The sequence below is a fragment of the Bacillus sp. FJAT-29814 genome, from assembly GCF_001510715.1.
In the GTDB taxonomy this organism is placed as follows: Bacteria; Bacillota; Bacilli; order Bacillales; family Cytobacillaceae; genus Neobacillus.
Genome location: NZ_LMTJ01000006.1, coordinates 196,935 through 209,251, shown reverse-complemented (window position 1 = coordinate 209,251; position 12,317 = coordinate 196,935). Strand labels below are relative to the sequence as shown.

Annotated in this window: 14 protein-coding genes; 12 read left to right on the top strand and 2 right to left on the bottom strand. The window is 38.5% G+C overall.

Annotation, left to right across the window (positions count from 1 at the left end):
* The first annotated feature begins 18 nt into the window (after positions 1-18).
* The 6 genes from cpaB (at position 19) to AR334_RS17825 (ending at position 5,492) form a co-directional block, all read left to right on the top strand.
* On the top strand, positions 19-645 hold the full coding sequence (gene cpaB / locus AR334_RS17850) for a Flp pilus assembly protein CpaB (protein ID WP_066314422.1): 627 nt from the start codon (positions 19-21) through the stop codon (positions 643-645).
* Positions 642-1,826 (top strand): AAA family ATPase, encoded by a 1,185-nt coding sequence (locus tag AR334_RS17845; RefSeq protein WP_066314419.1) that lies wholly within the window; start codon positions 642-644, stop codon positions 1,824-1,826. The genes cpaB and AR334_RS17845 overlap by 4 nt, the downstream gene beginning before the upstream one ends.
* Positions 1,827-1,839: 13 nt before the next feature.
* Positions 1,840-3,183, top strand: coding sequence for a CpaF family protein (locus AR334_RS17840; protein ID WP_066314417.1), 1,344 nt, complete (start codon positions 1,840-1,842; stop codon positions 3,181-3,183).
* Between the two features lie 2 nt (positions 3,184-3,185).
* Entirely contained in the window at positions 3,186-4,145 is a 960-nt protein-coding gene (locus AR334_RS17835; protein WP_066314412.1) for a type II secretion system F family protein, read from the top strand.
* 3 nt (positions 4,146-4,148) lie between these two features.
* On the top strand, positions 4,149-5,078 hold the full coding sequence (locus tag AR334_RS17830) for a type II secretion system F family protein (RefSeq protein ID WP_066314409.1): 930 nt from the start codon (positions 4,149-4,151) through the stop codon (positions 5,076-5,078).
* A gap of 75 nt (positions 5,079-5,153) precedes the next feature.
* Positions 5,154-5,492, top strand: a complete 339-nt coding sequence (locus tag AR334_RS17825; protein ID WP_066314407.1) for a helix-turn-helix domain-containing protein — start codon at positions 5,154-5,156, stop codon at positions 5,490-5,492.
* Positions 5,493-5,501: 9 nt separating this feature from the next.
* On the opposite strand, the gene AR334_RS17820 is transcribed toward AR334_RS17825, so the two are convergent.
* Together AR334_RS17820 and AR334_RS17815 are read right to left on the bottom strand one after the other, a co-directional pair.
* Complete coding sequence (locus tag AR334_RS17820) at positions 5,502-6,131, bottom strand: DUF2085 domain-containing protein (RefSeq protein WP_066314404.1); 630 nt, start codon at positions 6,129-6,131, stop codon at positions 5,502-5,504.
* A 79-nt stretch (positions 6,132-6,210) separates the two neighbouring features.
* Entirely contained in the window at positions 6,211-6,432 is a 222-nt protein-coding gene (locus AR334_RS17815) for a hypothetical protein (protein WP_066314401.1), read from the bottom strand.
* A gap of 303 nt (positions 6,433-6,735) precedes the next feature.
* On the opposite strand from AR334_RS17815, the gene AR334_RS17810 reads away from it, so the two are divergent.
* The 6 genes from AR334_RS17810 to AR334_RS17785 all read left to right on the top strand — a co-directional run bounded on the left by AR334_RS17810 (position 6,736) and on the right by AR334_RS17785 (position 12,255).
* Positions 6,736-7,701 carry a polysaccharide deacetylase family protein gene (locus AR334_RS17810; RefSeq protein ID WP_066314399.1) on the top strand — a complete coding sequence of 322 codons (966 nt, stop codon included), beginning with the start codon at positions 6,736-6,738 and terminating at the stop codon, positions 7,699-7,701.
* A gap of 104 nt (positions 7,702-7,805) precedes the next feature.
* Positions 7,806-8,807: an AI-2E family transporter gene (locus tag AR334_RS17805; RefSeq protein ID WP_066315368.1), complete on the top strand. Its 1,002-nt coding sequence runs from the start codon at positions 7,806-7,808 to the stop codon at positions 8,805-8,807.
* Between the two features lie 78 nt (positions 8,808-8,885).
* Positions 8,886-9,119: a group-specific protein gene (locus tag AR334_RS17800; protein ID WP_066314395.1), complete on the top strand. Its 234-nt coding sequence runs from the start codon at positions 8,886-8,888 to the stop codon at positions 9,117-9,119.
* Between the two features lie 333 nt (positions 9,120-9,452).
* Positions 9,453-10,199: a hypothetical protein gene (locus tag AR334_RS29550; RefSeq protein WP_066314393.1), complete on the top strand. Its 747-nt coding sequence runs from the start codon at positions 9,453-9,455 to the stop codon at positions 10,197-10,199.
* Positions 10,200-10,229: 30 nt separating this feature from the next.
* Positions 10,230-10,886, top strand: coding sequence for a class D sortase (locus AR334_RS17790; RefSeq protein WP_066314391.1), 657 nt, complete (start codon positions 10,230-10,232; stop codon positions 10,884-10,886).
* 385 nt (positions 10,887-11,271) lie between these two features.
* Positions 11,272-12,255 carry a cation diffusion facilitator family transporter gene (locus AR334_RS17785; RefSeq protein ID WP_066314386.1) on the top strand — a complete coding sequence of 328 codons (984 nt, stop codon included), beginning with the start codon at positions 11,272-11,274 and terminating at the stop codon, positions 12,253-12,255.
* Positions 12,256-12,317: the final 62 nt, after the last annotated feature.

Here is a 12,317-nt window from a genome sequence, read left to right as displayed (position 1 = left end):
TTGAAGTAGGGGGACGCTATGAATACAAAAAAAATATGGTTGATATCTTTAATATTGGGGTTGATTGTTGCTGGTTTTCTTTATGTATCCATATTTTCTAAGGAAAGTGGTTCTACTCCAGCCAGTACATCTGTAAGTCAAGAAACAAATAAGGATAAAAGTCAAAAATCCGCAGAAGAAAAGGAAAAAGAAAAGCAAGCTGAAAAGGAGAAAGCTCTTGTTCGGGAGTTCGCAAATCCTATTGTCGATGTTAGCACCGGAAGACGTGCAATTTCAATTAGGGTTAATTTAGAGGGTGGAGTTTCAGGGTATATTGCTCCCAATTCAATGGTTGATGTCATTGCCTATGAAACAACCAAAGACGATGCAGCAAATAAAGAATTTAAATCAGCAGTTTTAGTTCTTGAAAATGTGAAGGTGCTTTCTTCTGGTCAATCTTCGGACACTAAGGAAGCTGCACTAAAATATGAAACTGTAACATTGGAAGTTACCACCGAAGAGGGAGTTATGCTTAGCTTAGCTGCCAAAGATAAGGATGGATTTTATTTAATGCTTAGAAATAAAGATGATAAGGAAACTGGTAAGGCCGGGATTAAACATACAAGAGAAGTAATTAAGGAAGATACGAAGGAGGAGAAGAAATGAGCATAAATTGGGTTTACTTTTCAGATACAAATTCCCCTTCCAGAGAACTTAATAAACTATTAGAAAAGCAGCAATTTCAAGTTGTATCAGGAAATCAATTAGATAAGTTGAATTCTCTATTATTAGGAAATAGTCAGTCAGTTTTATTTTTGGAGACATATACGCAGTTTAATATTTATGATTTATGTCAGGAAATCTCCGCACTCTACCCACATGTTTATATTATTTTAATTGTTCCAGAGGAAATCGAAAACCTGAAAAGGGCAATGTTGATGGGAGCATCTGATACTCTTCGTGCTACGTATGATCTCGGTGAACTTTCTGAGGCAATTGCTCATGCAAAGAAATTTATGGACCATCGAGAAAAAGTAGAGCCTAAGAATATTAATTTAATAAAAGATAAATGTAGGGTAATTGCTATTTCTAGCCCAAAAGGCGGTGTTGGCAGGACGGTTTTGACTGTTAATCTTGCTGTAGCGTTGGCCAAAATGGGGAAAAAAGTTGCTGTGTTTGATGGGAATCTTCAATTTGGTGAGGTTGGCATTTTTTATAATGTGAAGCCGAAAAGAACGATTTATGAATGGGTTAAAGAAGCATATGGGCGCGAAAATTATTCCGTTAATCAGTATATGACCCTTGTTGACGGGGATGTTTCTATTCTTGCAGCCCCACCTCGCCCGGAATTCTTTGAAGGAATATCGGAAAAACACATAAAAGGGGCCATCGAGGAAGCAAAGAATCAGTTTGATGTTGTCTTAATTGATATGCCTGTTTATTTATCTGAAATTCACTTACGCTGTCTGGATTTGGCAGACGATATCATACTCTTGACCCTTAATGAGATATCAGGTCTAAGGTTATGCCAGCTGTATTTAGATGCGTTGGAAACGGTTAACTTAAAAGAAAAAGTAAAACTGGTGTTAAATCGATATGTAAAGGGACAGGGGCTCGAATTGAAAAGGATTGAAAAAATCTTGATGTTAGATGTTTTTCAAACCCTCCCTGAGCAATTAAATATAGTTTCAACGTCGATTAGATCTGGGCAACCCTATTTATTGTCAAATCCAAGAAATGCCATTAGCAAGGCAGTGCTAAGTTTATCTGAAAAGATTTTTGAACAAAAAAACGATATTCAACCTTCTACAAAAAAGGAGAAGAAGTGGTATCATGTTGGAAAGTGAGGTGTAGAGATAGATGTCATTATTTCAAAGGTATAAAGAAGGTATAAGTATCGGTCCCTCAACAGGAGAACCTACTGAGCTTAATGTTTTTAAAAGAACAGATGAATTTTGGCAAATTGAAAAAGCTCTTCACGACTATCTATTGGAGGAATTGAAAAAATCACCAGGACAAAATAGGGATGATGAGAAGCAAAAAATTGAGATATGGGGTCAAACATTTTTTGATCAACATATCAGCAGGTTAACTTTTGAAGAAAAGCAAGATATATTTAGCTACGTAAAAGATGAATTATTGGCCTATGGCCCGATTACCCCTTTGCTGGAGAACCCAGACATATCTGAGATTATGGTTAATAGTTACGATGAAGTTTATTATGAGAAAAAAGGTAAAATTTTTAGGAGCAATGTGCATTTTTCTGATAATGAACATGTTCTACGAGTAATTGAGCGAATTGTATCACCCATTGGACGGAGGATTGATGAAAGTTCTCCGATGGTCGATGCCCGCCTTCCGGATGGTTCACGTGTAAATGCCATTATTCCTCCACTTGCACTAAAAGGGCCAAGTTTAACCATTCGAAAGTTCTCTGATACCCCATTTACTATTAACGATTTAGTGCAATTTGGAACTTTAACTGATAGTATGGCAAAATTTCTTGATATTTGCGTGAAATCCAGACTCAATATCTTTATAAGTGGAGGTACGGGTTCAGGAAAAACCTCTTCTTTAAATGTTTTATCTTCTTTTATTCCGAATGTAGAACGAATAGTTACGATTGAGGATGCAGCGGAACTAAAGCTACATCAGGAACATATTGTTTCTCTTGAATCACGTCCACCTAATATTGAGGGAAAAGGGCAAATAACTATTAGAGATTTAGTACGAAACTCTCTACGGATGCGACCAGATAGGATTGTTGTTGGTGAGGTTCGTGGAGCAGAGGCACTGGATATGCTTCAGGCAATGAATACCGGACATGATGGTAGTTTAAGTACAGGGCACGCTAATTCACCAAGAGATATTCTTTCTAGGTTAGAAACGATGGTGTTAATGGCAGGATTTGATCTTCCCGTAAAGGCAATACGAGAGCAAATTGCAAGCGCTATTGATTTAATTGTCCACCAGGCGAGGATGAAAGATGGTACGAGGAAAATTACACATATTACAGAAGTATTGGGAATGGAAGGAGAGACTATAGTTCTACAGGACATCTTTCTATATAAAGAAACAGGGTATACAAAAGATGGAAGACTCGACGGAAGGTTTATTAGTACAGGAATACGTCCGAAGTTTGCCGAAAAGCTTGAAGTGAGTGGCTTTACCTTGCCTGCTTCATGGTTTGTAGGAGAGTGGTAGAAATGAAAAATGCCATTGAATTAGTAATACTGTTCTTAATCATTAGTACTTTAATTTTCCTTTTTTTAAATGGGTATTTATATAAGAAAAGAATGAGTAAACGAATCAGTGAGTTTTTGCCCATATCTCAGACAGAGGTAATTGAAGATAAGTCGAAGAGTCCAGCATTGCTTAAACGAACTTTTCTTTCAGTTGCTCAGTTATTTAAAGATCTGCAATTTAGTGATTCCACTGAGAAATTAATATTAGAAGCAGGAAGTAAATTGAAACCGGAGGAATTCTTCGCTTTAAGAATACTTTTTTCCGGTGGGTTAGCATTTTTTTTATATTTATTAGATCTGTCGTGGTATTTTTCTATAATAGCCTTATTGATAGGTTTTTTCGTGCCAAAATTTTACTTAAAGCAAAAAAGAAAAAAAAGGTTGGCTTTACTTTCTTATCAGTTAATTGAGGTATTAGGCATGATGGCGAATTCACTAAGGGCAGGTTTTAGTTTTATGCAGGCAATACAACTTGTCGGAAAAGAAGTAACCGACCCAATCGGTCCTGAATTTGAACGGATTGTAAGACAAACTGGATTAGGAATTCCCTTGGAAGAGATTTTTGAAGAGTTAGTGGAAAGATTGCCTAACAAGGAACTTGAAGTAGTAGTAAGGGCAATTTTGGCACAAAGAAAAAGTGGAGGAAACCTAGCAGAACTTCTTGAAACTATGGAAGAAACCATTAGAGGAAGGGTCAGGATTTTGGAAGAGTTAAATACATTAACTTCTCAAGGAAGATTGTCGGCCTGGATTATTACTATGCTTCCTGTCGGTCTTGGTTTATACCTTGCATTAGTGACCGGAGACTACTTTCAACCAATGCTAGACCATCCTTTGGGATGGACATTACTTTTCGTAAGTATTGTTTCAAACATTATTGGATGGCTGTTTATTCAAAAGATTATCAAAATTGAGGTGTAGGTAATGAAGGAACTCTTCCTCTTTTTTCTAACAGCTGCATTTATGACTTTCTTTCTTGCGGCAATTTTGTCTTCATTATTTAAAAGAAAGATTGCTTTTGAAAATCGAATAAGCATTTATTTTGAAGAACCAGTAAACAGTCAAAAAGAGCATGAATTGCCAAGAAAAGAGAGCCGATTAGGAATCCTATTCCAAAGTTATTGGAATAAAGGGGCACTATGGTTGAATAAAAAAATTTCAAGAGGTGAGATGAAAAAAATAGATACTCAGCTTAGAGATGCTGGTAATCCATTCAAATCAGCAATCGATTTCAGATTATTTCAACTTGTCCTCAGTGCGGCTTTTAGTTTGCCACTTATTCTTATAATTTTACCTTCGTCTGATAACAAAATGATGGTTTGGATGTACGCAATTGTTTTAGCAATTTTGGGTTTACGATTCCCGGTATTTTACCTTGGGAAGAAAAAGACAGCAAGAATTAAAGAAATTAATAAATCAATGCCGGATTTTTTTGATACAGTAAATCTTTTGCTAGAGGCTGGAATGGGGCTCGATCTGGCTATAGCAGAAGTATCAAAAAATATAAAGGGCCCACTTTCGGATGAGTTTAAACAAGTTTTGGAAGATATGAAACTGGGAAAGTCTAGAAGGGATGCATTTTATGAATTACGAAAAAGAGTTCCATCAGAATCATTGCAAAGCATTATTACATCTATAATTCAAGCTGATCAACTAGGTATCGGAATGGCGAAAGTACTAGGAAATCTTACTATACGAATTCGTGAACAGCGAAGGGAAGCAGCACGTGAGCAGGCGATGAAAGCGCCAGTTAAGATGCTATTTCCAATGGTTATATTCATTCTTCCGTCCTTGTTTATTATCATTTTAGGTCCTTTTGCAGTTCATTTGGTTACTAAGGGGCTGGGTGGATAAAAAATTAATACTAATTTTATATGCAAAACAAAGTGAATGGTGGCGATAGTTTGAACTGAATAGAGGAGAGATACGATGGATGGAAAAAAGCTTCAGAGGTTGCGTAGTGAAAAAGGATATTCAATAACCAAACTTAGTTTACTAACAGGTATTTCAAAGTCCTATCTAAGTTTATTGGAACGGGATATCCAAACAAATCCGAGTTTGGACATTTTGGAAAAAATAGCGGAAGCCTTACAAGTTGATGTCGAATACTTAGTAAAACATCAAATTGGAACTGGTCCTTCCAATAATAACAGGGAACCTGGAATGAATAAACTAAAAGTTGAAATTGAACTAAATGAGGAACAGTTGAGTCCTCAAAAAATAAAACAAATTAAAGATTTATTGGATGCGATTAACAAAGAAAAATAACAATTTTTATTAAAAAGCCATTTGATGGAGTAGGGAAAGAATAGATAAAAACCCCAGGCTTATAAATATGGAAACGACCCACCTTAAAACAGGGATCTGAAGACGTGAAAACATAAATGAAACACACAAGCTGAACCAGGTTATAATAGTAAAAACTATAAAGCTATCGAAAATATAATAAGGAAGTTTACTCCAATATACCATTCCAGCAATGGTTACACTAAGCAGTATTGGAATAAACATATCCTTATTATTTTTTATGACCGGCTGACTTGTTCGTTCGAATGTTTTCAGTAAGAGCAATGGATAAATAAAGTACGGCAGCGCAAATCCAAAACTGATCCCAGTTAATAATCTCCTAAGATTATTACTTTCAAAAAGGTTGATATATGATCCTGTCCCATCAATAATAAGCGGCACCATAAATAATAGAAGAAAAAAACTCATATTCACCGATGGAATGGTTATGTTTGCTTTCCGTTTAAACAAATGTAAATAAACCAAGGCTGAAAATATTCCTATATAAATCCCTGTGCAGCGCGCACAGACAGAAAGTGGTTTACCATCTATATGGAGTGAACGGTCCTCGAGTTGGTGACATATCGCCCTACCAAAGAAATGCAGTATTTCTTCCAGCATGCCCAATCACTCCTCCGCCAAAAAGAACCCAATTCACCGTCCGAGATGAATTGGGTCTTCGTCTTTATTTTTACAAAAATTAATACCCCGTCATAAACGCCGGAACAAGCGAAAATGCCGTAGCGGCAAACCAACAGATACAGCTCAACACGATCGAGACAATTCCAATAATCAAACAGGTCTTGCCTATTGCCTTCTTTTCAAGATCCTCACCATTCATCCAAATAATCCCTACAATAAGTCCAACTACAGGTATGAAAAACGATAAGATGTAAAGCAGGGCTTTGAGTCCGCCAGACACTTCAACACCTCCACATGATTTGCTTCGGCCAACATGAAATTCATTTCACTCCTTGATATGTATGTGAAAATCGCCCGGATTTTGCCTGTCTGCCTTTTGGAAAAATTTAATAATTTTTTACCCATTTTCAACATATATAAGTTACAATGGTAAAGAAGGAATTTGTTGGAACTTGTCTGATATTCTACTATTCTGACTTATTTTTTAATAGAATTGTAATATTTTTAATAGATATGAAACACAACGGTCGAATTTTCGTCTATAATGAGGAAGGAAATAAAATCAACAAAGAGGGATGGAATAATGGGGAAACTTAAGCAGAGAAGACAGGTCAAAGGTGCGATCGCACTTGCTGTCACGATTGTCGTCTTGTTTACTGCCGTACTTGTGACAAACTACTTCAAGGCCAATGCCGCCGAAGAAACTACTAATCATAAAAACAATGAAAATATCAAAAAGGCTGTAGCGGCCAACTATCTTAATGAAAAGCCTGAGAAGGAACTGCATCGCAAACATCAGGAAAAGGCGATGGCTTCATCTCGTGAAAGCACGGATACCACAACATCTGAAACAGCCGCAGCACCGCCTGATTCTAATGCCACTGCTCCTCAAACAACGCCGTCTGAAACCAATGGTAATCAATCTCAACCTGCTGGGACACAACCAGCTGAAAGCAATAAAACTGTTTATCTGACCTTCGATGATGGCCCGGCGCCATTTAGCGGGGATATTATCGCACTGTTGGAACAATACAATGCCAAAGCAACGTTTTTTATGATTGACGGGAATATAAGAAGGTATCCTGATGCGGTTAAATTAATGGTTGACTCGGGGCAATCAGTTGGGCTGCATAGTGTGTCTCACCAGAAGAATACATTTTATGCTTCAACCAATTCTGTTTTGGGAGAATTAGACCAAAACCGTAATACGCTTCTTGAAATCTCAGGTATCGAATCGCATTTGATGCGAACCCCATATGGCAGCGCGCCTTATATGAAGGATGAATACAAAGCTGCAGTCACCGCTAACGGATATCAAATGTGGGATTGGAATATCGATAGCAAGGATTGGTATTATAAAGATGAACGCTATGTCAATGCAGTCATAGAACAAATGAATGCTAAGGCCAATCATTCCGGCCCATTTGTCATTTTGCTTCATGAGAGAAAGGAAACACTTGCCCATTTGCCGAAGCTGCTCGATTATTTAAAGCAGCAGGGATTTGAACTCAAAGCGATTGACAGCTCGATGGTTCCTGTCCAATTTTAATCATACTCTATATGGGAAATTTCCTTTTTAATTTGTTATAATAAACATGTAATTTCACTGAATGGGTGGATTATAGTCAGAATAATGGGGTTTGATAATTGCCGATGATAAATAAACTCTTTCAAAGCAGCAGTTTCAAAAGGATTTTAATCTTTGTGTTCGTCGGGATTGCATTATATGCGATGCGGTCGATGATCAATTTAATATTGCTTACGTTCATTTTTACCTTCCTAATGGACCGGCTTGTCCAATTTATTGAACGGAAAATCCCGCTAAATCGCAGGCTGCTGGTCCTGATATCGTATGCCGTAATTGTCGGATTGCTTTCCTATGCTTTGGTCATGTACCTGCCGATGATTGTAAGTGAGATTACCCAGTTAATTAGGCAGCTGACAGCTTTTTATACATCGAAGCATGATAATGTGGTGTTGAATTATATAATCGGCCAAATTAATGAGGAAAAAATCTCAAGCTACCTCGAACAGGGGGTAACTGTTTTATTCAGATATGCGACCGATATCAGCAAGATTAGCTTGCAGGTCCTGCTGGGACTATTGCTAAGTTTATTCTTCTTATTGGAAAAACCGCGTTTGATTGAATTTACCAGGAAGTTCAGAACAAGCAAGGTCGCTTCAATTTATGTAGAAATTGAATTCTTTGCACAAAAATTCGTTAGAACGTTCGGTAAAGTCATTGAGGCTCAGATTATCATAGCGGTTGTCAACTGTGTGCTGACCACATTGGCCTTATGGTTGATGGATTTTCCACAGCTTGGCGGTTTATCCATCATGATTTTCATATTAGGCTTGATCCCGGTTGCTGGAGTTATCATTTCGTTGATCCCACTGACGATTATTGCTTATAGTATTGGCGGTTTTATCAAGGTTCTGTACGTGGGAATCGCGATTGCCATCATTCATGCAATTGAGGCGTACATTTTGAATCCAAACTTAATGAGTTCGAAAACCAATCTTCCTGTATTCTATACATTCATAGTGTTGATTTTCTCCGAGCACTTCTTCGGCGTCTGGGGATTGATCATCGGGATTCCGGTGTTCGTGTTTATGCTGGATGTTCTGGAAGTTACGGAGACGAAGAAAACGTAAAGCCCTTATTCGGGGCTTTTTTGTTTGGACGGAAAAATGGTATGCTATGGTTATCAAGAGTATTAGGAGGATTTTTTCATGAGTGAATGCAAGCTGGATCATACCCATGAGGATGTTCAAAAGAAATACGAGTCGCAAAAGCCATTTTTGCCGGAGGATATGGTGCCGTTATTTGAAGCGTTTTTCGCCAAGGAACACACCCAGGATATCCTTAATGAAGTGTTTCACTTATTGAAAAAATATGACTTGGCATCCGAGGAAGAAAAGGGTGAACGGACCAGCCGGTTGTATATGGTGTTGAGAAATCTATAACCGAATTATTTAATTAGGGGCCCCCGCATTTTGGTTGGGGGTCTTTTTATTTTATCACTTCCACGTTCCCTTCTTCGCTTTCAAGACATCTCACAGCTGTATTCCAATAGCTCACATTTTGTTCTAAATAGTGAAAAAATAGTTAAATATTCTTTATTTACATGGGAAATTAGGATATACTAAAAATATAGTTCTTTATACAGAACAAAATATTAGGAGGTTATGCTGGTTTCATTGTGATTTTAATTTGTGTGTAATTTTTTTTACTTCGTCGTTCGATATAGTGAATGTGCTTTATTAAGAAAAATATATATCTATTAGGAGGAGAATGAAATGAAAAAAATTGCTCAGTTACTAAGGTTTTTTCTGATGACAGTAATCGTCATAGGGAGTGTTTTTACAGCTTATAATTCTTCTTATGCAACGCAGGGACATTCTATTAAGGTCATGATTTCTGGTTTTGAAGGTAAAATATCTAAAGTTTTCATTAAATACAAGTTAACAGAAACCTCAGATGAGCTAGAAGATGAGCTCACTCCACAAAATGCAGAAAACAAACAATTTAATTTGGATAAACAGGTCCCAAATAAACCAGTTTCTTTAACTGTAGTGATCATAACCGATAAATCGGAAAAGGAGTTTGTTAACGACCCGCCAGCCCAAAATAATGAGGGGAATGGCACATTGGTTTATAAGGTTGAATTTACTCAGAATGGGGATCCGGGGAATGGGGATCCAGGAACTGAAGATCCGGGGAATGGGGATCCAGGAACAGGGGATCCAGGAACTGAAAATCCGGGAACTGGGGACCCAGGAACTGAAAATCCAGGAACCCAAGAACCAGGTGCCCAAAATCCGGACACTAAAGATCCGGGAACAGGTAACAACGCACAACAACCAGGCTCCAACAATGCGCAGCAACCAGCAACAAATAACGAAGGAACAGTCCATAACGTAACAAAAACAGTTTCCGGCGGAAAACTGCCAGATACCGCAGGGCCTTGGATGAACTGGTTACTATTAAGTGGATTTTTAGCGGTCGGATCGGCTGCAACCTTATTTAAATTCAGAAAGCAATAACAAAGTAAATTTGAAGGTGAGGGAACGATAATGAAACGCAGATTTTATTTCTGGGCTCTGCTGGCCATTTTCCTTTCCTCACTTTTTTTTGCTTCCTACTGTGTATATCAAATTTACTTATCACAAAATCAAGTTGAAGCATCGCTGAATGAGTGGGAGGAGCAAAAGGACTTATCGCATCAGGTGGCATCGACACCGAGCATAGGCAATGAGGAACCTATTACAGCAGCCGTGGCAAGTACTGAATTCAATAATGAAGTTGCACAACCACTTTACTCGACACCGCCTGAAAAAGGGGAGGTTTTTGGGAAGATTATTATTCCAAAAATAAAAAAGGAATTTCCTCTTATTCAAGGCTCGGACCAAGAAGAGCTGGCAAAAGGTGTTGGCCATTATTTTGGAAGTGTGCTGCCGGGAGAACCAGATAATACCGTACTCGCCGGACACCGGGATACGGTGTTCAAAGAGCTTGCTAAAGTTGGTGTCGGAGATTTGGTCACAATCGAGACGAAGGCTGGAACCTTTACTTATCAAATTTCGGAACAGAGAATTGTTGACAAAAATGACCGTACCGTAATTGTCCCATATGACTATGCAGCCATGACCCTAATTACTTGCTATCCATTCGATTTTGTCGGACCGGCACCCGACAGGTATATTCTAGTAGGGAAGTTAGTGGAAAACTAAGATTTACCCCCAACAAAGCCTTCCATGTGTGTGAAAAATAAACGGAGAAATTCCGGTTAAATTGGGAAATACCCATATTTCCCTGAAAATAAGGGGAGTTTTTCCGCTTATATCATCAAAATGAATGAATTTTGTCTAATTTAGAGTAGTTAATCGGAAATTCTCCGTTTATATCTGCTTCTTAAGCCTCGCCAATATACAATAGCCGGAAATTCTCCGCCTATTACTCCTATGAATTCTCATACGTATCCATCTTTCCTCCTAATATCGCAGTCGACCCCTTCTCATATTTTCATGATAATGGAAATATTCCCTTACCTGTATTCATCGTTCCAATAAAGAAAATATTAAGGTTAGCAAATTCAATTAAAGGAACGGGGATACAATGGGAGAAATTTTTGAATTATTGAAACGTGGAAATCGATCGGCGATGCTTGCGGCGATTGTCAATACGGTTATTGCTATCATAAAAGGGGTCGCCTATATGTTTACTGGGAATGTTGCGATGTTTGCTGAGACGATGCACAGCTTGGGGGATGCGGCAAACCAATTTTTTGTGTTCTTTGGATCAGCATTAAGCAAAAAGGCCCCGACGGAAAAATTCCCAAACGGATTTGGTAGGCTGGTTAATCTGGTTCTGCTAGGCGCAGTATTAATCGTCGGAATCATGGCGTTTGAAACCATCCGAGAAGGGTACCATCATGTCCTTCATCCTACCAAGTCGGGCGGTTTCATCATCAACCTTATTGTGCTGGGAATTGCGACCCTGTTGGAAACCTTTGTCCTTTACAAAGCGATGAAGGAGGTGCTCCATGAAGTTGGCAAAGAAGTAAGCGGACCGACTGTTTTTGTAAAAAGTTTTGCCCATTTAGGCAGGGCAAAACCGGCAACCAAGTTAGTGTTCATGGAGGATCTGGTTGCTACCTCGGGCGGTGTATTAGCCATTCTTGCTGTAGTAATCGCCCATTTTACTGACTACCATCGGCTCGAGGGGATTGCCTCTATATTGATTGGGCTTATGATGTTTTTTGTAGTGGGTAGAGTGTTTTTGGACAATGCCGCAGGAGTGATCGGTCAGGCGGACGAAGAAATGGAAAGCAAAATCGGTGCCATGGTGATGGCGGATCCGGATGTCAAGGATATCCAGGAAATTACCGTCATAAAGGAAGGCGAGGATTTGCATGTCGAGCTGGAAATTGAAATCGACCCGAGTCTGACAGTTGCGGAGGCAGATGACATTAAAGACCGCCTACATGAAAAAATATTTGCAGAAAACGGCGTGGCCGATGTCAAAATTGAGATTGACGAAGAAGACGGAGTAATGACTTGGCAGGGAGAAAAGGAACCTGCTGAAACCAAAACCCAATAAATGATACCTGAGAATATCTCAGGTAAATGTTTGGAAATCTACACATAGAGAATGTTTTAGGG